The organism is Thermanaerothrix solaris (assembly GCF_032334255.1).
Taxonomy (GTDB): domain Bacteria; phylum Chloroflexota; class Anaerolineae; order Anaerolineales; family Anaerolineaceae; genus Thermanaerothrix; species Thermanaerothrix solaris.
On the sequence record NZ_JAUHMF010000002.1, the window covers coordinates 1139120 to 1163760 of the forward strand.

Here is a 24641-nt window from a genome sequence, read left to right on the forward strand (position 1 = left end):
GTATGGGGAATTTTTCTTCGCTAAATGAATTCATGCCTTACCCCTCGCGGCGGTCTGTGGTCGTGGGCACTCGCGGGATGGCAGCTGCGTCACAGCCCCTGGCGGTTGCCGCGGGGATCCAGATGTTGGAGCAAGGCGGCAACGCTGCAGATGCGGCGGTGGCAATGGCGGCGGTATTGGCAGTGACCGAGCCTGGTTCGACCGGGTTAGGGGGTGATTGTTTTGCGCTCTATTACGAGGCGAGCACGCGGCAGGTTTATGCTCTGAATGGTTCCGGGCGTGCTCCCCGCGCGTTAACGCTAGAACGCTTGCACCGAGAGGGTTTTAGCACGGAGTTGCCGCCATTTCACCCTTATACAATCACCGTGCCGGGGGCTTGCGCCGGCTGGTGCGACTTGGCGGAGAGGTTTGGACGATTGAGCCTCGCCGCCATACTTGAACCATCAATCGAACTGGCCGAACGAGGGTTTGCGGTGGCACCACTTACTGCCCATTTTTGGCAACGAGGTGCAGAGGTGCAGCTGCGTCACGCCTTGAACGGCGGCGAACTGCTCATCGAGGGGCGCGCACCGCGGGCCGGCGAGGTGTTTCGTAACCCAAACCTGGCAGGTGTACTCCAGCAAATTGCTTTAAAAGGCAAAAAAGCCTTTTATGAAGGCCCTATTGCTGAGGCCATCGTAGACACGGTTCAAGAGGCAGGGGGGTGCCTAACGTTGGAAGACCTCGCTGAGCATTCCAGTACCTGGGATAAACCACTTTCTGTGACCTATCACCATCTTAAGGTTTGGGAGTGCCCCCCAAACGGACAAGGACTCACGGCGTTATTGGCGCTGAATATCTTGAAAGGGTTTGACCTTGCAGCCTTAGAACCGCTTTCGGCGCAACGCCTGCATCTCGAAATCGAAGCGTTGCGTTTAGCCTTTGCCGATGCCTTTCGTTTTATTGCTGATCCGGCATGGGTTGATTTACCGGTAGAAGCCCTCTTGAGTGAGACCTATGCGGCGGAACGACGCGCATCAATCCATCCCCAGCAGGCCTTAATGCAAGTGAGCCCTGGCGAACCCTTGAAGGGCTCAGACACGGTGTATTTTTGTGTGGTGGATGAGATGGGCAACGCGTGTTCAATGGTGAACAGCAACTATATGGGATTTGGCACCGGCATCGTTCCGCGCGGCTGTGGCTTTAGTCTGCAAAACCGGGGACTCAACTTCAGCCTTGACCCAACTCACCCCAACGCGCTTCAGCCCGGCAAACGTCCCTATCACACCATAATTCCAGCCTTGGTTACCCATGCGGAAGATGACGCCCTATTTGCCGCAGTAGGCGTTATGGGTGGGTATATGCAGCCACAGGGTCATGTGCAGGTGATCACTGCTCTGGTGGATGATGGGTTGGACCCTCAAAGTGCTTTAGATCGGCCTCGTTTCTGTGTGCAAGTCCAAGAGCCTGGTGGCCGTGTGGCTTTAGAGGAAGGCATCCCTAAGCAGACCCTGGAATCTCTATCGGCAATGGGCCATCCGATTGAGCGTATTAGCGGGATGGAGCGAGCGCTTTTTGGACGTGGGCAGATTATCCTGCGCGACCGTGAAAGCGGGGTATTGTGGGGCGGGAGTGATCCACGGGCGGATGGGTGTGCGCTGGCTCAAATCTGACCTGCCCATTCCCTTGTGGAGATGGGGGCGTTAAAATTATGCCATGATGGCGCTGAGCGAACATATTCAGGGCATTTTAGAGACAATTCCCACCAAGCCAGGGTGTTACATCATGAAGAACGCCGCTGGTGAGGTGATATATGTGGGCAAAGCGATTAATCTACGGAACCGCGTGCGTTCCTATTTCCATGGCCCAGCAACGCATCCGCCCAAAGTGCGGCGTATGGTGCAACAAATTGCGGACATTGAATGGATAGTGGTGGGATCAGAACTGGAAGCACTGATCCTTGAGATGAACCTGATTAAGAAATACCGCCCACGCTACAATGTGCGGCTCAAGGATGATAAGCGCTATCCCTATATTAAAGTTCATTGGGCGGATGATTTCCCAAAGGTGACCGTAACCCGTCAAATGGTGGAGGATGGCTCCCGCTATTTTGGGCCTTATACCAGTGTGTGGGCTGTCCACCAGACCTTAGACGTGCTACGGCGTCTGTTCCCTTACCTCACATGTGATCGCAAGATCACTGGAAAAGACGAGCGGGCTTGTCTTTATTATGACATCAAACTGTGTGCAGCCCCTTGTATTGGGGCTATTGACCGCCAGCATTACCGCCAGATGATAGATGATCTGTGTCAGTTCCTGGAAGGTCGTACCGAACCCATTGTGACACGATTGCGCCAAGAGATGGAAGAAGCCGCCGAGGCGCTGAATTTTGAGCGTGCGGCGGCGTTGCGGGATCAAATTTTGGCGATCGAACGCGTGGTGGAAAAACAAAAAGTCATTACCACTGAGCAACTAGATTCAGATGTGATCGCCATGGCGCGGGATGATGGCGAGGCGTGTGTGCAAGTGTTCTTCATTCGTAACGGCAAGTTGATCGGACGTGAATACTTCATTTTAGAGGGGGCCCAAGATAGTGAAGATACCGAGGTGTTGGCCGAGTTTATCAAGCAGTTTTACGCCGAGGCCGCGAGTATTCCCTCCCAGGTGTTGCTCCCTCATGAGATTGAGGAGGCAAATATTATCCAGCAGTGGCTGCGGGATCGGCGGGGAGGGCCCAAGGTTGAATTGGTGGTGCCGCGACAAGGGATTTCGCAAGAATTGGTAGAGATGGCAGCGGAGAATGCTGTTGAGACCTTACGAGCGTTGCGCACCCAGTGGGAAACAAATAGGAATCGCCAGAGCCAGGCCCTGAGCGAATTGCAACAGGTATTGGGTTTGCCTTACCCGCCTAATCGCATTGAATGCTATGATATTTCCAACACACAGGGCACTTATGCGGTGGGAAGTATGGTGGTTTTTGAGCAGGGGGTGCCAAAGAAAGCCTATTACCGTCGCTTCAACATACAGACTGTGAGTGGCCCGGATGACTTTGCCAGTATGGAAGAAGTGCTTACCCGCCGCTTCCGTCGCTATTTGGCCGCTCAAGAACAAGCCCAACAGCCCGGAGGCAAACCCGATCCGGCTTTTGGGTTGTTACCAGATCTTTTAATTGTGGACGGGGGTAAGGGGCAATTAAGCCGTGCGGTCAGTGTGCTCGAACGCTTTGGTTTGCAGGATAAGGTTGCAGTGGCGGGGTTGGCCAAACAACAGGAGGAGCTGTTTCTTCCGGGGCGCAAGGATTCGCTCATGCTTCCGCGTCATTCCCAGGGTTTATATTTGCTGCAACGGATTCGGGATGAAGCCCATCGCTTTGCGATTACTGCGCACCGTAACCGCCGCACGAAAGCCGGGCTAGCTTCGCGTTTGGATGCAATCCCTGGAATCGGCCCGGCGCGGCGTAAGGCATTATTGCAGCGCTTTGGCAGCCTGGATGCGATTCGTCAAGCCAGTATCGAGGAACTGACCAGCGTCAAAGGAATTACGCCGGAGATAGCCCAGGCCCTACGGGCTCATTTGGAGTAAGGATTTATTCGCGCTCGAGGGAAAAGGTGGGTTGTGTTTTTAGGCCTAGAAGATCAGGGGAAATGCCCCAGGTGATTAATCCAAGGGTTACCCCAAACCATAAAGTAGCCAAACGGATTAAGAGCGTAGCTGCTGCTGCCTGGGCATGAGGGATATGCGCGAGCAACACTAACATCCCTGCGATAGAGGCTTCGGCAGCGCCCAATCCCCCGGGTAAGGTGGATACTGCACCGATGACTGTGGAGAACGCTAGAATAAAGATGGCTAAACCCGCAGTGTGAGTAGTGGCCGGTAACCCCAAACCGGTCAGGATGATATAAAAACCAATACCTTCACCAAGCCAGGAAATGCTGCCCAGTGAGACCGCGATGAACGTTGCTTGGGGTCGGAAGAGAAGAAATGCACCCTCATAGAATTGGCGCAACGGATGGACTATGCGATTTAACCAATGCAGCCGATTTATGAGGTTGAGAACTCCCAAGATCAAAGGGCGAATCTGAGAGAGAATTACTCCAGTCACCAAAAGCAGAGTAATTGTAGCGAAGGCTGGCCAATATTGGGGGTAGGCGAAGACACCGGAGCTCGAAAGAATCAGCACAGCCAAACCATCGCTAATGCGCTCGGCAAGGACGACCGAGATGCCCTGAGGGATGGGGAGACCACTTTTCTGATTCACCCAAACGGCTTTAAGTGCTTCTCCCACCTTACCCGGGGTAACAGCCAGAGGAAAACCGGCGACAAAGAGGCGCAGGCTGCAATACCAGGGCAGGTTGGAGACCCCCATTTGATGAAGGTAATAATGCCACTTTATGAAGCGCAAGGTGTAGTTGAATAAGGTCAGTCCTAAAGCGAGTGGATAAACGCGCCACTCAAACGTTTGGGCCGTTTGAATGACTTGGCGAATATCACCGAACAAGGCTAGCCCCAAGATCACCAGAAACCCCAGGACTAAGCCCAGTCCTAAGCGTCGCCACAAGGTGCGAATGGATAGCGGCTTGTTCGTCATCTGCCGTATTATACCTGCTGGGTGGTAGAGACAGGGATGGTATAATAATTTCAACCCTCATCCAGTTTTAGAATTCCCCAATCGGAGAGAAAAGGAGGAGATGCCGTGAAAAAGTTTGGTCTCAAAGTCCTGATATTGGGAGTCGTGCTCGGCTTGCTGCTTGCTGCATGTCAACCGGCCGCAACATCAACCCCTGCGGCGGGTGGTCAGGGGGGATATCCTGCACCGACGAGTGAAGGTGCCGCCGCACAAGCCACCGCTTATCCTGCTGCGACACAAATCACGGTGCGGGTAGCGACCGATGCTACCTTTCCGCCCTTTGAGCTAGTGGATGAAACCACGAAGGAGCTAACCGGCTTTGATGTGGAATTGATGAACGCGATTGCCCAGAAGGCGGGGTTCAAATTGGAGTGGACTAACCTTCCTTTTGATCCAATGCTGGCTGGCCTGTCTGAGTGCCAATATGATGCAGCCATTGCGGCGATCACTATTACCGATGAACGTAAGCAGTCTATGTTATTCTCGGATCCCTATATTAACGCGGGACAGATTGTCGTTGTGCGCAAAGGTGAAACGCGCATCAAGAGCAAGGATGATCTGAGTGGTATGACGGTAGGGGCACAACTCGGAACGACCGGCGCTATTGAAGCCCAGAAAATCCCCAACGTAAACTTCAAACCCTATGATACGTATGATTTAGCCTTCTTGGACCTCGCCAACGGTCAGATTGATGCCGTGATAGCCGATTATCCGACTGCACTTGGATTTATCGGTAAGAACCCGGAAAAACTGGAGACCGTAGGGGAGGTTTTCACCGAGGAATCCTATGGCATTGCTATCTGCAAGAATCGCGCCGACCTGGTGGATAAAATCAACACCGCGCTCAAAGCGCTTAAGGATGAGGGATTCATTCAGCAACTCGAGCAAAAGTGGCTTGCCTCAGCCGCTCAGTGATGATGAAAAGACTAAAACAGGGCCGATGCGTTAGGCACCGGCCCTGTTTGTCATTTATTTTATTTTGATCTGAGGTTTTTCCCATGAATCTCACCACGCGTGGCCCGACCCAACCGCAAGCGGCAAAAAAGTTTCGCGACCCCTGGTGGCTATTGGTTCTGGCAATTGTTCTTATCGTTGTGGCGTTGGTCTTGTTGCAGCCAGATCCTTTCCAGCGCATTCTATTGTTTGTTCGGGACGGGATCCAGGTCACTATTTATGTCACACTGGTTTCATTTGCCTTGGTGTTGCTACTGGGGTTGGTTGTTGGCTTGATTCGCCTCTCAAAATTAACCTTATTGCGTGGTATCGCCACCGTTTATGTTGAAGTGATTCGCGGAATCCCGGTTTTAGTGCAATTAATTTTCTGGTATTTTGCATTCCCATCGTTGATCCAGGATATCGGACGTTCGTTAGGCTGGCAAGCGTTAATAGAATATCGTCCCAATCCAGTGGCCATGGCCATTTTGGGGTTGACCATTTGTTACGCCGCCTATATGAGCGAGGTATACCGCGCGGGTATTCAAAGCATCCCCCGCGGCCAGATGGAAGCTGCGCGCAGCCTGGGCATGTCCTATTTTCAAGCGATGCGTTACGTTATCCTGCCGCAGGCGGTGCGGGTAATCCTGCCGCCAGTAGGGAATGAATTCATTACGTTGCTTAAGGATTCATCCCTAACCAGCGTGGTGGCCGTGCCAGAACTGACTCGGCGTGGGCGTGAATTTATGGCGGCCAGTTTTATCCCTTTGCAGACCTGGTTAATGGTGAGTTTGTTATACTTGGTGATGACCCTGCTGGCAACGCGAGTGGTGGCCTGGATTGAATATAAGACGCGGTTGGAGAAATAGGATATGGATCGAGAGCCGATTATTCATATTGAAAATGTGCACAAATGGTTTGGGCACGTGCACGCCCTGCGTGGGATAAATTTAGATGTATACAAAGGGGAAGTTGTGGTCATTATCGGACCCTCGGGTTCGGGTAAGTCTACATTACTACGATGCATCAATCGTTTGGAGGAATTCGATGAGGGTAAGATCATTGTGGATGGAATCCCGCTAGATAGTGCTGAAAACATCAACGCTGTACGCACTGAGGTAGGGATGGTTTTTCAGCAGTTCAACCTCTTTCCTCATCTCACCGTGCTGGAAAACATTTGCCTGGCTCAGCGGATTGTGCGCAAGCGGAAGAAAGAAGAAGCCGAAGCCATTGCCATGGAACTACTGCGCAAGGTCGGTATTCCCGAAAAGGCGCATAATTACCCAGCCCAACTTTCAGGTGGGCAGCAGCAGCGGGTGGCGATTGCTCGTGCCCTGGCTATGAATCCTAAAATCATGCTGTTTGATGAGCCAACCAGCGCCCTCGACCCGGAGATGATTCAGGAGGTGTTGGATGTCATGCTTAATTTGGCGCGGGAGGGAATGACCATGGTCGTGGTCTCCCACGAAATTGGCTTTGCCCGCGCCGCAGCCCATCGCGCGATTCTAATGGACGAGGGGCAAATTGTGGAAGAAGCCCCGCCGGACATATTATTTAACAACCCACGTCACGAACGTACCCGTGCGTTCTTGAGCAAAGTTCTGCATTAATGGCGCTAAACGGCTAAGGTTTTGGTTGAGTAGATTAAGTAGGGTCACATGCGCGGTTTGGGGTGGATTATTACGATTCTGATCGGGATAGGGATTCTTGTTGTTTGGGGACTAGGGACTCTCCCTTTAGTGCAAGCCCAGACAGCACAGTCTAATACCTTGTCTTTGGTGAGTCCTTTGGCTTGTCCAGTCGCAGGGTGTGCGGCCGGGCAGCGTCTGAACGTGCGGGCTGCTTTCTCGGTTGGGGTGTATGACCCGAACCAGTCCCCAAATGTACAGGTGTGTGTGTACACACCTGTGAACTGGTCTGTTCCCGAGGTGACTTTTTCACCCCAAGGAATCATAAGTGGCGCAACTTATGCTGCGGGCGACCTTTCTGCCTGCGAACCGGCACCTTCAGGGTATGAATTGAAAAACGGAGCCAGCGCAACGCTGGGGGTAGATCAATTTGGCGATGCCTTAGATTTTGCATTTCGCATTGGGGCAAATGCTGGATCCTCTGGCACGCTGCGAGTCCGAGTGTTAGAAAAGACCAATAGCGGATGGGTGAGAATCCAGGACCTTTTCCTTTACCTGTGGATCATTCCGAAGGCGACCAATGTTTATGTCGCCAATGATGCTACAGCCTGTGGTCAATTCAACCCTTGTTATGTCAATAGTTACAATGACCTCACTAACGGCGTTGGAACCGGGTTAAAAGACGCCGTGGATGCTGTAGATCCCGGGAGTGTGGTCAACGTACTGGGGGAGTACAGTATCAAAAGTCAAACGGTGGTCATTGATAAGCCCCTGATCCTTCAAGGGGTTAATAACGCCGCTCTAACCTATGTGGGCAGTATCTGTGATCAACCCATGCTTTATCTTAAGGGTGGCGTGACCTTGCGTGATTTGACAATCAGGGATGGCGCCTGTTCCTCACCCAGTCGTGATCTTGTCATCATCGAACCCACAGGAGATGTGCGTGTTGAATATGTCACGCTGATCAATGGTAAAGATGCGCTTCATGTGTTAAGCGGCGGCGGGCAGGTGCTGGTTCAGTTTAGCCATATCCAGGGTAATCAAGGGTATGCAATTTTGGGTGAACCTGACCCATCTTCCGGCAGGATAGTGGCTGTAGGGAACAATCTCTACGGAAACCGCGCTGGGGCTCAGGTGGAGTGCAACAATCGCGGCAAGGTCAACCATAATTTTCTGGGATGGGGTGGTTCGCTAACGTCTGCAGTGTCCCAATGTGAATTCGACCCGATTAAAGCCCTCGGAGCACCGATTTTACGCCGTAATGAACATGCCGGGGTGAGTGGTGCCCGGGTAACGGTTACTGAGACTAAAACCTACGCTTTTGAGGGGCGTATTGCCTTCCAGCGTGTTGGGGGGACTGATTTTGATCTTTACATCATCGAACATGGAGCAGGTAGCACGCTTAATGTCCCCTTTACCGGGGGCTCAAGTGATGACCTGATCCCTTGTAGTAGTTATTGGGACCTCTTTTTGGCTGAAGGATCATCTCCGAGCAGCACGTTAAACCTATTCTTTCGCTATGATCTGAGCCCGGGGTGTGCTTCTAGCGTTGAGTCTTCTTTGTACTGCGGTAGTGGCAATCCGGCGCTTTATCCTCTTTGGTGGTATCATCCGGCCGGTAATATCACCCAAGGCTGGGATACCACAGGGCAACGTCCAATGGGTTCGGCAGCAGCGGGAAGCAATGGTCAAACGACCGTATGCTTGACGAACGAAAAGCAAATTCGGGTGGACATTGATAATGATGGGCGCCCCAACTTGCTTTCTGATTTGAGCTACTTGCCTTTTGTGGTAGGTTTACCAGCCCGTCCAGAAACTCTAACGCCTTCTCTAACGGCCTCTTTTACCCCTAGCATCACATTCACTGCTAGCATCACCCCAACTCGTACTGTAACTCGCACAATTACGCCCATCCCCACCTGGACACGCTCGCCTACCCGCCCACTCTTGCCTACTCGTACCCGCACCCCGACACCCACTCGCACACCTTTCGCGACGCGTACACCATCGCGAACCCCTTTTGGTGGGGTGACTGTTACCCTTACAAGTCAGGTAACTTTTTCAGTTACACCAACACCACCGGGTTTTTCGGGTCAGACGCTAACCCCTGCGGGGTATCCCTTGTCATCTCCAACTGGTACCGGTTCGACATCTGAGCCGGCTTATCCAGGGGCAAAAACTCCAGTTCAAACGACGATGACGCCCGGAAAGGGATATCCAAGCGGTGGCATGACGACGGCGCCACCACTGCAGACTGCGGAGGCATCTGCCGAATCTCCGGTGATTACACCGAGCGCAACTGCCAATACGAAACCTCTCCAACCCGACCATCAGGGGGTAATCTGGGCGGTTGTTTTGGGCGGGAGTTTTCTAGTGGGTGCGGTGTTATGGGGTTATTGGTATTACCACCGTTATCTTAAAAAGAAATCCTTGACCTGGGTTGAAGATACCAAGTCTTCAACCGAAGCGGAAACCCCATCATCGGATGAACCGGGTGATCATTCTCCGTCCTCCTGAACGAGAGGATCTGGGAGCATCAATAGAAGCATGCGCACGTTGGTGTGAGCCACCAGAGTGTGAGGGGTTTGGGCTTCCATAAAGAGCCAAGCACCGCTTTGGAGCCGGTACTTATCTCCACCGACCTTCAAATCGCACTCACCTTCGAGGATATGGATGACGGCCGGAATGGAGGCAGTGTGTTCGGATAGTTCTTGTCCGGCGGCGAAGAGGAAGAGAATAGCCTTTAGGCGGGGATGTTGAAGAAGGGAGTGGCTTAATATGCTGTTGGGAGGTGGGTTAGGAACGATGGTGGATAGATCTTTGTAAAGAGTGTAAAGTTTTGTCATTGCGATACATCCTAAGTTTGGGATTGCGGCTACTATAACTTGATATAGAAAAATCGGCTTTGCGTTGGCGCAAATTTCTGGTTGCGTTATCGCAAACTCATTATTCATCCATGGTTTTATAATGAAAAAAATTTTCTTTATAGAAAGGTTAGATTTTATGGAGAAGGTGTTGGATTGGCAGATTACTCCTTTGGCATGGACTGTAACGAATCTAAGTGCCCCGGCCTGGGAACTTCGTGGTTTGGATCCCTTACCCCAAGAAATGTGGGATCACCTAAGGGCATTTCTCCATCTTGAGGAGGAGGATATTCAAGCCATGCTTGAAACAGTTGAGCCCTTGCTGGAAAAAGGGCACTCCCTGGTGGTGGAAAACTATGCTTATTTAGAATCCTTTCCAGAGACGGCGGCATTATTAGGGTGGCGTGGGGGTGCAGATGCGGCGCATTTGGCCGAACGGCGGCGCTTTTTCTCAGTATGGTTAGCGCGTACGCTGGGTTTGGATTTTAGTCATGATTTCGCCTCTTATCTCTTCCGTGCAGGCCAAATGCACGCCGGGCATGGCAGGCGACACATCCACATCCCGAGCATCTATGTCACCGGGGCAATAGGGTTAATGACGGCAGCGTTTGGTCGCGTCTTGGAGCAAACTCAACTAGACGCCAATGTCAGGTTGAGAGCGCTGGCGGGTTGGAATAAGGTGTTTATTCTTCACCTCCAGATGATGCTGTGTGGCTATCAGAGTGCTTTGGCGCTTGATGAGGGAGATATTGAGATTAGGGTCACTGTTTATGGGCGTATGCGCACACTTATTGGACGGGAGGCGATCTCAATTAAGATCTTTTCCGGACAGACCGTCTTGGATATCTTGCGCAAGTTTTTCAATTATTTTCCTCAAGTTCGTTCAGAGGCTTTGGAAAGCCGGTGGGAAAGCCATCACCATGAAGACGCTCGTGGAAACCCCTGGATGGGTGTGGAAAGGATTTACCAACCTCGTTCTGGTTGGCGGGTGCTACGAAATGGGCGAGATATAGTCTATCTCGATCCCGAGCAGTGGCGATTGGTGGCGGGGGATCAGGTGGCAATTTTCCCACCTGGGCGATAGTACGCAAAGGAAAGGAACTCCGCTCATGGGGTAAAAAAAGCCTGTTGAAACCCTCGCGGGACTGGTTATACTATAATAAAACACCAGAGCGGAGGTTTTCAATGACCGTTGTTCCAGAGGTGCGTCCTTCACCCATCGCGGGTTTATGGTATAGCGGTGATCCGCTCGAATTGGCTGAGCAGGTGGACCGTTACCTTGCCGAGGCTAAACTACCCCCTTTGGTGGGAGAGGTGGTAGGAGTAATTGCTCCCCATGCCGGACATCGCTACTCGGGGCGTACAGCAGGTTATGCTTTTCGCACTGTTTTAGACCAAGAACGGGATTTAGTGGTCGTGGTATCGCCTTTTCACCGTTTTCATCCGGCTCCTGTCCTGACCACTGCTCACCAGATGTACGAGACACCATTGGGCACGATTGAGGTTGCTCATGATCTGTTAGAAGAACTGGATCAGGGTTTGCGGCGAAAATTTCAGGTGGGCTTAACCCCGATTGCAAATGATGATGAACACTCGCTCGAAATTGAGCTCCCATTTCTACAGCGGGCGTTGCGGGGACGTTTTCGTCTGCTGCCGCTTATGCTGCGGAGTAAAAATGACACATTACTAAAGGTGTTAGGGCAAACATTAGCCGAAGTGGTTAAGGGGCAGGATTATTTATTAGTGGCCAGCACAGATTTATCCCACTTTTATCCGGAAAAAGTGGCGCGCCGTTTGGATGGTGAGATGTTGCGCCAGATAGCGCGCTTCTCTCCCGAAGGGGTACTACAGGCGGAGGAAACCGGTACGGGTTATGCCTGTGGTGTAGCGGCGGTGGTAACTGTCCTGATTGCTGCAAAGGCTTTGGGCGCCAACCACATCGAAATCCTGGATTACACCACCTCAGCCGATGCCACGGGGGATACCACCTCGGTGGTAGGGTATGGTGCTGCTGCTATCCTCCGCCGCTAACGCATAAATTTTCAGGTGAACTTTGGGCAACGCAGTGCATCGTTACGCTCGGGTTGTTTTAGATCTCCCCGGGGTGGGGCGAGAATTTGACTACATAATTCCTTCGGCATTGCAGGGACGGGTGCAGAAGGGGGTGTTAGTGGTGGTCCCGTTTAGCGACCGGCGGGCTTATGGGATTGTCATAGAAACTTGTACGCAATCCGAGTATGCACAGCGGATGATAGAGTCTGTGCTGGATGACCGTCCCGTGGTTACCCCTTCTCAAATAGAACTGGCGCGTATCCTCAGCGAAAACACCCTCTCACCCTTAGGCGCTATCCTTTTTTCTATGTTGCCCCCAGGGTTATCCCAGCAAGCCGATGTGCTCTACACATGGCTCGGTTCGGATGAGATAGGCGAAGTGGGTGAAACCGAAAGGGCGCTCATGCGCTTATTGGTGCGGCGCGGTCCCTTACGGGGGCGACAGATTGACGCGGCATTGCCTCATCGGGACTGGCGCACTGCCGCCCGCCGTCTGATCCGCCGCGGATTGCTGCGTGCCGAGCCGGTTTTGCCGCCCTCTTCGGTTCGCCCCAAGGTCGTGCGTACTGCTCAGTTGGCTTGCTCGCCGGAAGAGGCGCAAGCTCAGTTACCCCATCTTGGGCGACCGGGTTCTGTGGCGCTTATACGTCGTCAAGCCATGTTGCGTTTTCTGATCCAGGAACCCTGGCCGCTAGATGTGACCTGGTTGTATGCCGTGAGTGGGGGAAACCGCGCCGATTTGGACTACTTAGCCGAGATGGGATTAATTCGGCTGAGTGAAACTGAGGTTTGGCGTGATCCGCTGGAAGGAATTGCTGCGGTAGACGAACCCACGGCGCCGCTTAACCTTACCTCTGATCAGCAGCGCGCTCTAGAGGTCATTCTAGAATGTCTGCATCTGTCTGAGGAAGCCACTAAAAAACCGATACTGCTCTTCGGGGTGACGGGATCGGGCAAAACTGAGATTTACCTCCAAAGTGTTGCAGAAGCCCTGGTCCAAGGAAAGCAGGCGCTTGTCCTGGTGCCGGAAATTGCGCTCACACCTCAACTGGTGCGGCGCTTCCTAGCGCGCTTTCCAGGTCAGGTGGGCCTAATTCATTCGCGCCTTTCTGCGGGGGAGCGTTATGACACCTGGCGCCGGGCGCGGGATGGGCGTTTGGGTGTTGTTATCGGCCCACGGAGTGCGCTTTTTACGCCCATGGAGCGCTTGGGGCTCATTATTTTAGATGAAGCCCATGAGCCTTCATATTACCAAAGTGAAACACCCCCTTATTACCATGCGGTACAGGCCGCCATGGAATACGCACGCCTGACGAGTAGTGTGTTAGTCCTTGGATCTGCAACCCCCGATATTGTGCAGTATTATCGGGCTCAGAAAGAGGGTTGGCCGGTTTTGCGGTTACCCGAACGGGTGCAGACTGTTCTGGCCCCAAAAGGACAAGAAAGCCCAAATGTGACGGTTAAGCCGGCTCCTCTCCCCCAAGTCAAAATTGTGGATATGCGGCAGGAACTTAAGGCTGGTAATCGTTCCATTTTCAGTCGGGCATTGTTAGAGAATCTGGAGCAGGTCATTCAGGCGGGGCAACAGGCAATTCTTTACCTGAACCGCTTAGGAGCGTCTACTTATGTGTTTTGTCGTGAGTGCGGTTATGTGCTTAAATGCCCGCGGTGCGAGATCCCTTTAACTTACCATCTAGATCCGGCTGAATTGATTTGTCATCGGTGCAACTATCGGCGGCTGGTGCCGAATACCTGCCCTCAATGTGGAGGGCGTGAATTTCGTCATTATGGTCTGGGGACAGAGCGCGTGGAGCAGGAACTGGGGCGCACTTTCCCGGGAATCCGCATTCTGCGATTGGACTCTTCAACCAGCCGGGTCAAGGGTGCAGTAGATTTGATCTTGACCCACTTTGCTCATCATCAAGCCGATGTTTTGATTGGGACACAGATGCTGGCCAAAGGATTGGATCTGCCGCTGGTTACATTGGTTGGCATCGTCCTGGCTGATGTAGGATTAACCCTGCCGGATTTTCGGGCCGCGGAACGGGCTTTTCAACTGCTCACGCAGGTGGCCGGACGGGCAGGGCGCGGACCATGGGGGGGGCGTGTGATCTTGCAGACGTTTCAGCCCGAGCATTACGCCATTCGCTATGCTGCTCATCACGATTATGAAGGCTTTCTCCATCATGAACTGGAATTAAGGCGCACCATAGGCTATCCACCTTTTGCCCGTCTGGTACGCTTGGAATTTCGGCATAAAGATCGGCGTACGGTTGAACAGGAAAGTGAGAGAATGGCGGAGCATATCCGGCGTTGGATAAGCGAAAGTGACCAACCTCGCTGCGAGGTGATTGGGCCAGCGCCCTGTTTTTACACTCGATTAGAAGGCCGGTATCGTTGGCAGATTGTTCTGCGCGGCGAAGATCCAACCCTTCTATTGCGTCCGCACCTTTCCGAATTAAAAGACTGGCGGGTCGAAGTAGACCCGCCTAGCCTCCTCTAGATTGTGAGCGGAATACCACTAAGGTAGCACATACCAGGGGTTGATAAACCCACCCATATAGCGCACCTCAAAATGAAGGTGAGGACCGGTGGATCGCCCTGTGCTTCCAGCCAGGCCGATAACCTGCCCCTGGCGCACGCTTGCACCGCAACTTACCCGGATGGCGCTCAGATGGGCATATAGCGTTTGATAGCCGTTACCATGATCAATCATCACCATATTCCCGTAGCCGCCGCTGATCCAACCCGCATAGACCACCACGCCACTATCGGCGGCATATATCGGATCACCTATGCCGGCGGCAATATCAATAGCCATATGGCCATCCCAGTAATCATTGCCCGAAAGGACGTGTTGTGGCGCAGGCCAGATGAAGGTGCCGCTTCCGTAGGCTCCGCCTTGGCTGGTATCGCAGGCACCGGGACCAAGGATGCTCTTGTTAACCCCGGCAGGACCGCGCGGAATGCTGGGCACGACCCAAGTGCGGAATTCGCGACGCCCACCCGGAACCATCACATATTGACCCGGCTCGATAACCGGATTGGTAATATCCAGTTTATTCCCAGGCCAGAGTAAGATGTCTTCTGGTTTGACCTTGAAAGAAGCGGCAACCGATTCGAGGGTATCGCCTTCTTTCCATTTGTAATAAACCCCATCGGTGGGGGGGATGATCAATTTAAGCCCAACCTCAATCATGTGGGGATCATCATTTAGGACGTCATAATTCGCCCATAAGACGCTCTCCGGTTTGAGGTTGAACTTCTTGGCGATTCCAAAAATGGAATCGCCTTTCTGAACCTCATAAGTAATGGCGCCTTCCCGAGGTTGAGAAGCCACAATCGTGTGGGGGTTTGCCGTACGGGTTATGAAGTCTTGACCTTGTGACTCCGGAAGTGGTGGGAGTGTGGCAGTGCCGCTGTTGGCTGGTAGTTCCAGTGGCGTATTTATAGGGTCGCTCGAAGCAGAGGACGATGCCGCGGTCACCCGTTGGACAATGAGGAACACTGCCAACGCCAGCATCGCGGCAGCGACCAGCCAGAGTAACCGTGCCAGCCAAGGTAATGAAGTGCCCCCCGAAGTCTCCGGAATCCGCGTTGTGCGGGTCGGGGTGACTTGGGTCACAATTCCTCCGTTAAAGTTTCCAGAAATTCCATATTATTTTTAGTGCGAAGCATGCGTTGCAAAATGGCTTCGGTAGCAACAGCCGGATCCATGCCCGCGCCTTGGGGTGGTGGGCTGATCATTTGCAGGTACATGCGCCGCATTAACCAGACGCGCTGTAAGATGTCAGGACCAAGAAGTAATTCCTCACGGCGGGTTGAGGAACGCTCGATATCAATAGCAGGGAAGATGCGGCGTTCCTGCAAACGGCGTGAGAGGTGTAATTCCATATTTCCAGTACCCTTGAATTCCTCGTACACCACATCATCTAACCGTGAACCGGTATCTACCAGCGCCGTGGCGATGATGGTGAGCGATCCGCCTTCTTCGACGTTGCGCGCGGCACCGAAGAAACGTTTGGGTGGATAAAGGGCTGAGGGATCCATACCGCCCGAAAGAGTACGTCCGGATGGGGTCACCACCAGGTTGTAGGCGCGGGCCAAACGGGTGAGGGAGTCGAGCAAAATGACTACATCACGCCCGATTTCCACCAGGCGCTTGGCACGTTCGAGTGTGATTTCCGCGGTGCGCACGTGTGAGGTTACCGGCTCGTCAAAGGTTGAGGCGACGACTTCAGCTTCAACCGACCGGTCCATGTCGGTCACTTCTTCCGGACGCTCACCGATCAGGGCAATGATAAGGTGAACCTCAGGGTATTTTGTGGAGATAGCATTTGCAATCTGTTTCAAGATCGTTGTCTTGCCCGCTTTAGGCGGAGAGACGATGAGCCCGCGCTGTCCCCGCCCGATGGGGGCAATCAAATTGATCAGGCGGGTTGAAAGGATGGTGGGATCAGTTTCCAGGTCAAAGCGCTTGTTGGGGAAAATTGGGGTGAGGCGTTCAAACACAGGGCGATCACGCGCTTCCTCGGGTGAAAGACCGTTGATTGTTTCGACCCTTACTAGCCCATAGTGACGTTCGGCTTCGCGAGGAGGACGCACGACGCCGATAACCAGATCGCCCATACGTAGGTCGTACCGCCGTAACTGAGCCTGTGAGACATAGACATCGTCCGGGCCAATTTGATAGTTTTTACGCAAGAAGCCAATCCCTTCGGGCAGGATCTCAAGGATTCCCCCACGCACTTCCAGCCCTTCGCGTTCGGCTTCTACCTGGCGGATGGCCAGGATGAGGTTTTCTTTTTTCATGCGCGAGGCATTGGGGATATTCATTTCTCTGGCGATCTGGCGCAGATCCGCCAGGGTAGCCTTTTCAAGTTCAAGGAACTTCATATGGGTTTATCCGTATTGGTTTGGGTTTAGAATGGGTTTGGAATTATACCATGCCTATAGAGGAGCATTCATGCTCTTTAGCCGCTAGTTCTGAGGTTTCACACGCATAAATGAGGGAATTCTGAGCGGCCCCCTAAGTGATATGCTCGCTCCATAAGGTAATTGGATTATAACATGAGGAACTATGGATTGCAAGCCGCGCATAAAGATGGCCTTATCGGTTATACTTATCAAATTACTTACATCCGTTTAGAAAAGGTGTTATGAACATGATCAAGACGTTGAACATCGGATTGCGCTTTCTGCTTGAATTGTGCCTGCTGGTGATTTTTGGTTACTGGGGTTTTAAAGTCGGTAATAATTTAACGGCGAAAATACTATTGGGTTTGGGCGCTCCTATCCTGGTGGGCATTATTTGGGGCGTATTTCTGGCACCAAAGTCGTCAATGCGGCTTCATCTGCCCTGGTCACTTGTGGTGGAACTTCTCATTTGGGGGCTAGCAATGGTGGCCTTGTTCGGTGTGGATAGGGTGAACCTGGCTTTCGCTTTGGGAGCGCTTTATGTTGTGAATAAGGTGCTCATGCTTGTGTGGAAGCAGTAATGTTTCTGGTAACACCTTTTTGATCAAAGATTATTTCTGAGCGTTTCCTTCTATTTGGTCAATGTCTCGGTTGGGGGGTTATGCCTCAGAACCTGTGGATTGCTTTGGGTTAAATTATCATAGTTGGTTGAGGAGCAGATTCAGGGAACGTTTATGGGAAGGGTACACCTGCGAACAGGTATTGGGTTTTAAAAAGGCGGGCGGTTACTCGAAAGAACACTAAAGGCTAATCATAAAGGGAGCAATTATTAGATCCGATTTACCAAAACAACCGGATCTACAGTGAGACGGAACAACGATAGCTCTGTAAGAAGCAATTATTTTGATATTGTCCTTGACTGCAATAGTATTTTTCACTGTAACCGCTATATGCGATTTTTAGCAAAGTAGGCCGCTATTCTTTCTCGTAAGGAACGCCGTCGGCTGCAGGTGGGCGGGCACGCCCGATCACGCCGGCCAGGACGATCATCGTGGCAATGTAGGGGGCCATGAGCAGGAATTGGGAAGGAATCGCAATCCCCAGAATGGCCAAGCGGGAAGCCAACGCATCTGCAAACCCAAAAAGCAACCCGGCCCCAAAGGCACCGAATGGATTCCAATTCCCGAAAATCATTGCGGCTAAGCCGATAAAACCACGTCCGGCAGTCATAACTTCATCAAAACGACCGGCAGAACCCAAGGTGAAGTACCCTCCGGCAAAACCGGCTACCATTCCCCCTAGAACCACCGCCATATAGCGTGTCTTGAAGACATCAATACCGAGGGTGTCGGCGGCTTTAGGATGCTCTCCCACAGCGCGCAGACGCAGCCCCCATCGCGTTTGGAAGAGGGCAATGTTTAGAATAACCAGCAGGATGAACATGACGTAGACGAAAATGCTGTTGCTGAAAAGCACTGGCCCCAGGATAGGAATTTCGCTAAGCAAAGGAATGGGGGTGCCACCAAATGTGGGTGGATTGTTCAAGGCCTGATTAACTTGGAGGAACTTAGCAGATATATAGGAGGTTACCCCGGTCGCAAAGATGTTGATCACTGTCCCGGACACGATCTGGTTGGTCTTGTACTTGATGGAGAGCACGGCATGGACGAGGGCGAGCAGTGCACCGGCGATAATAGCGGCCAGCAATCCTATCCAGGCGTTTTGGGTAAGGCTTCCTACCAAAGCACTCACCATGGCACCGGTCAGCATCATACCCTCGATGGCAATGTTGACCACGCCGGAGCGCTCACACAGAATTCCAGAGAGAGCACCTAAGGTGATGGGGACAGAACGGCTGAGAGTGGTGTTGAGCATGCCAACTAGATTGAGAGATTTGCCGGCAGCAGCCCAAACCAAAAAACCAAAGATAAAAAGCCCAACGACCAGACCCAACATCCAGTTGGTATAACGCCCGAATCCACGGGCAAGTTGAATCCCTCCCAAGATGGCGCTGACCACGGCTAACCCATAAAGGGTGGAAAGGGTATGCACCTGCCAAGGTGGAAGTTGCACCTGAGAGGTGGCCAGTGATAAACCAAAGGTCGTGGTCTGATCCTGCATCAAACCTGGGGTGAAGAAGAAGACCAATGCCAGGCCGAGCAGAATAAATAACACGCCCATCACCCGCTGGCGGGTGGGGGATACGATCTCGATTTTGCGATGAAAAGCGCTGCTTGTGGTTGCCATGGCTTAACCTCCCCACCCCTTGATGGTGATTAAACCTTCGCCTTCGGCTGGTTTGCGCAGGCGGTAAAGTGAGCGAATAATTGCCGGTGCAGCGATGAACGCCAAGATAACTGCCTGCAAGACCGAGATAATGTCAATGGGAATGTCGGCAGAAAGTTGCATGCGAGTGGCACCATTGCGTAGCGTCCCGAAAAGCAACGAGGCCAGTACAACACCAACCGGATGATTATTGCCCAGGAGTGCCAGGGCGATACTGTCAAAGCCATAACCGGAAGAGAAGGCCATGGCCAAAAAATGATTGACGCCCAAAACCTCATTGGCACCGGCCAGCCCGGCCAGCGCACCTGAAAGGGTCATGGCTAAAATGGTATTCCTGGTGACGTCCATGCCAGCATACTTGGCGCCAAAGGGGTTGCTCCCTACCGTGCGTAATTCAAACCCCCATGTGGTTTTGAAGAGGAACCAGTAAACAACATAAGCCAGGCCCAGCGCCAAGAAAAATCCCAGGTGAAAGCGGATGGGGTCATCAAAGAAGCGTGGCAACCAAGCTGAAGGTTGGATTTCAGGGCTGACCGGGTTGTAAGAACCCGGACGCTTCATGGGGCCGGTCAGTAACCATTCGCTCAGACGAAAGGCAATATAGTTCATCATGATGGTGTTGATGACCTCATGTCCCCCGGTTTTGGCCTTTAACCACCCGGGAATGAATCCCCACAGGGCACCTCCCAGAGCACCGGCCAGCAACGCCAGAGGCAAATGGATGATCATCGGTAATCCCACCAGTTTGTAACCGATGTAGGTCGAGGTAATAGCCCCAATAAATAACTGACCTTCGGCGCCAATATTGAAGACACCAGCGCGGAATCCCAGTGCTACTGCCAAGCCGGCGAAAATGTAGGGTGTGGAAGTGACCAGGCTTTCCAGAAAGGGATTAAAGGCGCGGCGAATCTCCAACGCATTGCCAGATTGGAGTGCGTTGATCATGCGCACAGGATCCCCCAAGGCCCCCGTAAAGAGAGCGGCATAGGAACGGGCGACCACATCCCACATTGCAGCCAAGCCAGCCCCGAAGGATTGCCCGAATCCAGCATATACTTCTTGGCTGGTCAAGATGATAAAGATTGCTCCAAAAATTAGGCCAGTTACGACCGCTAGCAAAGGAATAAGAACGCTTTGAGGAATGCCACGTTTTGTTTTTTCGGGCGGTTGTGGCGAGGTATGGTTTAATTCGTTGAGGATAAGTTTTCCAAGATCCGGCTTCTGGGGTGTTTCCTCAGGATTCAACGGACTCCCTCCCTGAATGGATTAGCCAATTTCTACCGGTTTACGCCCGATCCGCTGGCGGGCTTCCTCAGGTGGCACGCCGGCCATAAGTAAACCGATGTAATCTTTGCTGGCTTCAGCGGCGGGGACGATGGCCACAATTTGTCCTCGGTACATGACCGCTACCCGGTCTGAGAGTTGAAGAATTTCATCCAACTCTGTGGAGGCGAGAAGTACCGCTACCCCTTGGCTGCGTTTTTGTAAAATTTGTTGGTGAATGTATTCAATTGAACCCACATCGAGGCCGCGGGTAGGTTGGGCAGCTACCAATAGGCGGATAGGGCGCGAAAGTTCACGAGCGACAATAACCTTTTGCTGGTTTCCCCCCGAAAGCGCACTACATAAGGTGAACACATTGGGTGTGCGGATGTCATATTGTTTGACCAGGGCTTCGGCATGCTGGCGCACGGCTTCCCATTCCATGCGCCGACCCCGCGCAAAGGGGGGCTTATAGTAGGTGCGTAAAATAAGATTGTCCATAACCGGAAAAGGCAACACCAGACCATCACGCTGCCGATCCTCGGGGATATATCCAGTGCCAAGTTCGGTGATGACCCGTGGGGGGGCATTGGTGACATCCTGTCCCAAGAGGCGCACTTTTCCCTCCAGGATGTGGCGATGACCCGTGATGGCTTCGATGAGTTCGGTTTGTCCGTTACCTTGCACCCCGGCAATACCGAGAATTTCTCCACCTCGAACGTTGAAAGAGACGTGATCAACTGCTAATTGGCCGAGTTCATCGGCGACCAGAAGGTTCTCCACCTCAAGGACGGGTTCACCGGGTTCGCTGGTTGGACGCTCCAGTTCTAGTTTCACGTCACGCCCAACCATCATTGAGGCGAGGCGATATTGATCAGCCTCTTCGGGACGCACGCTGCCTACCACCCGCCCGCGGCGTATCACGGTGATCAGGTCGGCAATTTCCAGCACCTCGCGTAATTTATGTGAAATGAAGATGATGGATTTACCCTGGTCAACCAACGAGCGCATAATGACGAATAATTCATCAACCTCTTGAGGGGTGAGCACTGCGGTTGGTTCATCTAAAATGAGAATGTCCGCCTTGCGGTAAAGTAATTTGATGATTTCAACCCGCTGTTGAACACCAACAGGCAGATCTTTGACGTATGCGTACGGGTCAACGGCTAACCCGTATTGCTCGGATATATCACGTACCCGCGCGGCAGCCGCTTCACGATCCAAGAAGCCGTCGAAGCGGGTGGATTCTTCTCCCAACATGACATTTTCAGTGACGGTGAATACGGGGATCAACATGAAGTGCTGATGCACCATGCCGATCCCTTGAGCGATGGCGTCGGCAGGGGAATGGATGGTTACCTTTTGTCCATTGATGAAAATCTCACCCTCATCTGGCTGGTAGAGACCATAGAGGATGTTCATCAAGGTTGTCTTGCCCGCGCCATTTTCCCCTAACAGCGCGTGAATTTGACCTTGTTCAAGAGTCAAATGGATATGATCGTTGGCTAAAACACCGGGGAAACGCTTGGTGATCCCACGCAATTCGAGAATCGGGGCCATTGGAACTCCAAGCCAGAAAGATTGTTACCATTTTACCATATTGTCAGAGGATTTTTATCCTGAAGAAATATGAAACTTGTCTATTTTGATATAACAATATCTTGGCTCTGTGGGAAAAGAAGAGGGGCTGAGGATCCTCAGCCCCTCTGTCAAGCGTCTTGCTAGGATTACGGCGTGGTCTTGATTTTGCCGGCGATGATGTCAGCCTTGACCTGATCCAATTCGGCTTTCAATTGGTCGGAAACCACACCGGCGGGGAAGTTGGCAATTCCGACGCCTTCGTTCTCCAGCGTGCCGACATAGACCCCACCCTTGAAGGTACCGTTCACCACCTGCTCAACAGCGGCGAACACGGCGTTATCCATGCGTTTCATGATTGAGGTGAGGATAATGGGGGTGTACTGGGAAGCGCTTACCGTCCAGTCGGTGTCCACGCCGATGATCCAGGCGTTACCTCGTTCCTGAACAGCGGCAGCCGTACCAAGACCAACCGGGCCGGCAACGGGCAGGATGATGTCGGCGCCCTCATCCATCAGGGTCAAGCCCATTTGGCGACCATCATCAGTGCTTTCAAAGTTGCCGGTGAAAAGACCAGTTTGTTTCTCGGGATCCCAACCCAGTACTTCCACATTGGTGCCATGCTTCTCGTTGTAATAGCGTACGCCCAGCGCGAAGCCATCCATGAAAACGGTAACCGGTGGGATCTGGATGCCGCCAAAGGTTCCTACCTTGCCAGTCTTGGTCACGCCCGCAGCGGCATAGCCAGCGAGGAAAGCTGCCTGGTCGGTGGCGAAGGTCAGGCCCAGGACATTATTCAGAGGAGGATCGTAAGAGAAGTCTACGATGGCGAATTTCTGGTCCGGATTCTTTTCTGCGGCGGCTTTAGTAGCATCGCCGAGCAAGAAGCCTACCGTGATAATAAGATCGCACTTCTCTTCAAGGAACGCATTGATATTTTTCTCGTAGTCGGTTTGCTGCTGGGATTCGAGGTATTTGCCCTCAACGCCCAGTTTGGCAACCGCGTCTTCAACACCCTTCCATGCGGTAGCGTTGAAGGATTTATCGTCAATCCCACCCACATCGGTGACCTGGCAGACTTTCACCTTCTTCGCTGCGGGAGTGGGGGTGGCAGCAGGTTGGCAGGCTGCCAAGACCAGCGCAAGCACGATCAGTGCGGAAAAAATGAGATATACCTTCTTTTGCATGTGGATTTCTCCTCCTTACCAGATTATGGGATTTTGTATTTTGGGGAGACAAGTGAACTCTCTTTCCCTCCCCAAGGGCTGTTTTTAGTATATGCTTGATTACAAAAGGTTGCAAGTGACTGATGTCATGGATTTGGTCTTATCAAAGGGTATCGTCAATGGTGGTAACATCCAAATTCCAGTGCAGCGTCCACCATGGCCAGAATATTCTGTGGCGGCACCTCGTTGGTGATGGAATGGACAGCGGCGAGGAGATAACCACCACTTTCCCCCAGAATCTCGATGACGCGCTTCACTTCCTGCCGCACCTCATCGGGTCGCCCTGTGGAAAGCACGGTTTGGGTATCAATGCCACCACAGAAGATGAGATGTTTTCCATAACGGCGCTTAAGGTCACCCAGGTTTCCCATTTGCCCTGCGCTGGTTTGAATTGGATTGAGGATATCCACGCCGATCTCAACGAAATCATCCAAGAAGGCACTGATGTCACCATCGGAATGAAAGAAAATCTTTGCCGGGCTATGGGCTTTGGCAAAGGCAATGATCTCGGCGTGAATGGGTTTAAGGGTGTGGCGATATAGACGTGGGGAGATCAAAGGGCCATTTTGAGCACCGAGATCGTCACCGAGGATAAGGATGTCAACGTTTTTCCCCAATGCCGCAAGGAAATGTCCCAGGTGAGTTATGCATAACGACTTAATCTTTTCAAGCAGGGCTTGGGCCAAATCCGGGCCTTCGATCAGATTGACCAAAAAAGTCTCCATTCCTTGCAGTTGGCACGCGCGTTCCAGGGGGGCAATGAGCCAGGGGGCAGCAACAATGGCGTAGTAATTGTCTTGCGCAAGTTGGGCAGCCTCTGCAGAGAGATGGGCGTAACGTGAAGGATCATCCATGTCCGGCCAGTGAGGATAAGACAGAATGTCTTCCGGGGTCTGGGCTTGGGCGAGGGGGTGAATGCTGGGGTAGTAAAAGTCCGGCGCGATCTCGGTTTGTCCTACCCCCCAATCATCCCAGTAGGGGCTGCCCGGGGGACGGGCACGATTGCGCTGATATGTGGAGGCTGGGAAACGATCTTGAATGCCCCTGACATCGCTGTGCAGGCGTTCGAGCACCACTTCTTCAATTCGTGGTGCGCCCAGTTCGGGCCAATCATAAAGATAGGCATTGATGGTGGGCGCTAATCCCAGATATGTTTTGAGGTTGAGATAGGCTTGGGATAAAATGCCGGTGGTGAGATCGGCTCCGATAAAAATCGGAACTCGATCCGGTGCCTCGTGGGCTAAAACAGTTAGCACCCGCTCACGTGGGGTCAGGGGCATGAAAACAG

Annotated in this window: 19 protein-coding genes; 10 read left to right on the forward strand and 9 right to left on the reverse strand. The window is 52.6% G+C overall.

Annotated features, from left to right (window positions below; all coding sequences use genetic code 11):
* Positions 1-2 precede the first annotated feature (2 nt).
* Positions 3-1652 carry a gamma-glutamyltransferase gene (gene ggt / locus QYE77_RS13510; RefSeq protein WP_315625962.1) on the forward strand — a complete coding sequence of 550 codons (1650 nt, stop codon included), beginning with the start codon at positions 3-5 and terminating at the stop codon, positions 1650-1652.
* A 46-nt stretch (positions 1653-1698) separates the two neighbouring features.
* Positions 1699-3561: an excinuclease ABC subunit UvrC gene (gene uvrC / locus QYE77_RS13515; RefSeq protein WP_315626135.1), complete on the forward strand. Its 1863-nt coding sequence runs from the start codon at positions 1699-1701 to the stop codon at positions 3559-3561.
* A 4-nt stretch (positions 3562-3565) separates the two neighbouring features.
* On the opposite strand, the gene QYE77_RS13520 is transcribed toward uvrC, so the two are convergent.
* A complete protein-coding gene (locus tag QYE77_RS13520) occupies positions 3566-4567 on the reverse strand; it encodes a lysylphosphatidylglycerol synthase transmembrane domain-containing protein (protein ID WP_315625963.1) in 1002 nt (333 codons plus the stop codon).
* Between the two features lie 105 nt (positions 4568-4672).
* On the opposite strand from QYE77_RS13520, the gene QYE77_RS13525 reads away from it, so the two are divergent.
* From QYE77_RS13525 to QYE77_RS13540, 4 genes are all read left to right on the forward strand, one after another.
* Positions 4673-5521, forward strand: coding sequence for a basic amino acid ABC transporter substrate-binding protein (locus tag QYE77_RS13525; RefSeq protein WP_315625964.1), 849 nt, complete (start codon positions 4673-4675; stop codon positions 5519-5521).
* An 83-nt stretch (positions 5522-5604) separates the two neighbouring features.
* Positions 5605-6408 (forward strand): amino acid ABC transporter permease, encoded by an 804-nt coding sequence (locus QYE77_RS13530; RefSeq protein WP_315625965.1) that lies wholly within the window; start codon positions 5605-5607, stop codon positions 6406-6408.
* 3 nt (positions 6409-6411) lie between these two features.
* Complete coding sequence (locus tag QYE77_RS13535) at positions 6412-7149, forward strand: amino acid ABC transporter ATP-binding protein (RefSeq protein ID WP_315625966.1); 738 nt, start codon at positions 6412-6414, stop codon at positions 7147-7149.
* Positions 7150-7197: 48 nt separating this feature from the next.
* Positions 7198-9684: a right-handed parallel beta-helix repeat-containing protein gene (locus QYE77_RS13540; protein ID WP_315625967.1), complete on the forward strand. Its 2487-nt coding sequence runs from the start codon at positions 7198-7200 to the stop codon at positions 9682-9684.
* On the opposite strand, the gene QYE77_RS13545 is transcribed toward QYE77_RS13540, so the two are convergent.
* On the reverse strand, positions 9666-10013 hold the full coding sequence (locus QYE77_RS13545; protein ID WP_315625968.1) for a cupin domain-containing protein: 348 nt from the start codon (positions 10011-10013) through the stop codon (positions 9666-9668). The two genes, QYE77_RS13540 and QYE77_RS13545, sit on opposite strands and share 19 nt — an antisense overlap.
* Positions 10014-10170: 157 nt before the next feature.
* Between QYE77_RS13545 and QYE77_RS13550 the strand changes: the two genes are divergently transcribed.
* From QYE77_RS13550 to priA, 3 genes are all read left to right on the forward strand, one after another.
* Positions 10171-11115, forward strand: a complete 945-nt coding sequence (locus QYE77_RS13550; protein WP_315625969.1) for a protoglobin domain-containing protein — start codon at positions 10171-10173, stop codon at positions 11113-11115.
* A 101-nt stretch (positions 11116-11216) separates the two neighbouring features.
* Positions 11217-12062, forward strand: a complete 846-nt coding sequence (amrB, locus tag QYE77_RS13555) for an AmmeMemoRadiSam system protein B (protein WP_315625970.1) — start codon at positions 11217-11219, stop codon at positions 12060-12062.
* Positions 12063-12084: 22 nt separating this feature from the next.
* A complete protein-coding gene (gene priA, locus QYE77_RS13560; protein WP_315625971.1) occupies positions 12085-14586 on the forward strand; it encodes a replication restart helicase PriA in 2502 nt (833 codons plus the stop codon).
* A gap of 18 nt (positions 14587-14604) precedes the next feature.
* Here the strand turns inward: priA and QYE77_RS13565 are convergent, their stop codons facing one another.
* Positions 14605-15708, reverse strand: a complete 1104-nt coding sequence (locus QYE77_RS13565; RefSeq protein WP_315625972.1) for a peptidoglycan DD-metalloendopeptidase family protein — start codon at positions 15706-15708, stop codon at positions 14605-14607.
* Positions 15705-16979 (reverse strand): transcription termination factor Rho, encoded by a 1275-nt coding sequence (rho, locus tag QYE77_RS13570; RefSeq protein WP_315625973.1) that lies wholly within the window; start codon positions 16977-16979, stop codon positions 15705-15707. Before rho ends, QYE77_RS13565 begins: the two co-directional genes overlap by 4 nt.
* Before the next feature lie 269 nt (positions 16980-17248).
* Between rho and QYE77_RS13575 the strand changes: the two genes are divergently transcribed.
* Complete coding sequence (locus tag QYE77_RS13575; RefSeq protein WP_315625974.1) at positions 17249-17581, forward strand: YrdB family protein; 333 nt, start codon at positions 17249-17251, stop codon at positions 17579-17581.
* A gap of 394 nt (positions 17582-17975) precedes the next feature.
* Here the strand turns inward: QYE77_RS13575 and QYE77_RS13580 are convergent, their stop codons facing one another.
* The 5 genes from QYE77_RS13580 to QYE77_RS13600 all read right to left on the reverse strand — a co-directional run bounded on the left by QYE77_RS13580 (position 17976) and on the right by QYE77_RS13600 (position 24633).
* Positions 17976-19247 carry an ABC transporter permease gene (locus tag QYE77_RS13580; protein ID WP_315625975.1) on the reverse strand — a complete coding sequence of 424 codons (1272 nt, stop codon included), beginning with the start codon at positions 19245-19247 and terminating at the stop codon, positions 17976-17978.
* Positions 19248-19250: 3 nt separating this feature from the next.
* Entirely contained in the window at positions 19251-20531 is a 1281-nt protein-coding gene (locus QYE77_RS13585; protein WP_315625976.1) for an ABC transporter permease, read from the reverse strand.
* 21 nt (positions 20532-20552) lie between these two features.
* Entirely contained in the window at positions 20553-22109 is a 1557-nt protein-coding gene (locus QYE77_RS13590) for an ABC transporter ATP-binding protein (RefSeq protein ID WP_315625977.1), read from the reverse strand.
* A 167-nt stretch (positions 22110-22276) separates the two neighbouring features.
* On the reverse strand, positions 22277-23314 hold the full coding sequence (locus QYE77_RS13595) for a BMP family lipoprotein (protein WP_315625978.1): 1038 nt from the start codon (positions 23312-23314) through the stop codon (positions 22277-22279).
* 155 nt (positions 23315-23469) lie between these two features.
* Positions 23470-24633, reverse strand: coding sequence for a uroporphyrinogen decarboxylase family protein (locus QYE77_RS13600; protein ID WP_315625979.1), 1164 nt, complete (start codon positions 24631-24633; stop codon positions 23470-23472).
* Between the last annotated feature and the right edge of the window lie 8 nt (positions 24634-24641).

What these genes read in the sequence shown, in the direction of transcription:
- QYE77_RS13530 (WP_315625965.1), top strand. Translation starts at nt 5,605, where the DNA reads ATGAATCTCACCACGCGTGGCCCGACCCAACCGCAAGCGGCAAAAAAG.
- QYE77_RS13550 (WP_315625969.1), top strand. Translation starts at nt 10,171, where the DNA reads ATGGAGAAGGTGTTGGATTGGCAGATTACTCCTTTGGCATGGACTGTA.
- QYE77_RS13590 (WP_315625977.1), bottom strand. Translation starts at nt 22,109, where the DNA reads ATGGCCCCGATTCTCGAATTGCGTGGGATCACCAAGCGTTTCCCCGGT.
- QYE77_RS13600 (WP_315625979.1), bottom strand. Translation starts at nt 24,633, where the DNA reads ATGCCCCTGACCCCACGTGAGCGGGTGCTAACTGTTTTAGCCCACGAG.
- uvrC (WP_315626135.1), top strand. Translation starts at nt 1,699, where the DNA reads ATGGCGCTGAGCGAACATATTCAGGGCATTTTAGAGACAATTCCCACC.
- QYE77_RS13580 (WP_315625975.1), bottom strand. Translation starts at nt 19,247, where the DNA reads ATGGCAACCACAAGCAGCGCTTTTCATCGCAAAATCGAGATCGTATCC.
- rho (WP_315625973.1), bottom strand. Translation starts at nt 16,979, where the DNA reads ATGAAGTTCCTTGAACTTGAAAAGGCTACCCTGGCGGATCTGCGCCAG.
- QYE77_RS13575 (WP_315625974.1), top strand. Translation starts at nt 17,249, where the DNA reads ATGATCAAGACGTTGAACATCGGATTGCGCTTTCTGCTTGAATTGTGC.
- QYE77_RS13535 (WP_315625966.1), top strand. Translation starts at nt 6,412, where the DNA reads ATGGATCGAGAGCCGATTATTCATATTGAAAATGTGCACAAATGGTTT.
- ggt (WP_315625962.1), top strand. Translation starts at nt 3, where the DNA reads ATGGGGAATTTTTCTTCGCTAAATGAATTCATGCCTTACCCCTCGCGG.
- amrB (WP_315625970.1), top strand. Translation starts at nt 11,217, where the DNA reads ATGACCGTTGTTCCAGAGGTGCGTCCTTCACCCATCGCGGGTTTATGG.
- QYE77_RS13595 (WP_315625978.1), bottom strand. Translation starts at nt 23,314, where the DNA reads ATGCAAAAGAAGGTATATCTCATTTTTTCCGCACTGATCGTGCTTGCG.
- QYE77_RS13545 (WP_315625968.1), bottom strand. Translation starts at nt 10,013, where the DNA reads ATGACAAAACTTTACACTCTTTACAAAGATCTATCCACCATCGTTCCT.
- QYE77_RS13540 (WP_315625967.1), top strand. Translation starts at nt 7,198, where the DNA reads ATGCGCGGTTTGGGGTGGATTATTACGATTCTGATCGGGATAGGGATT.
- QYE77_RS13520 (WP_315625963.1), bottom strand. Translation starts at nt 4,567, where the DNA reads ATGACGAACAAGCCGCTATCCATTCGCACCTTGTGGCGACGCTTAGGA.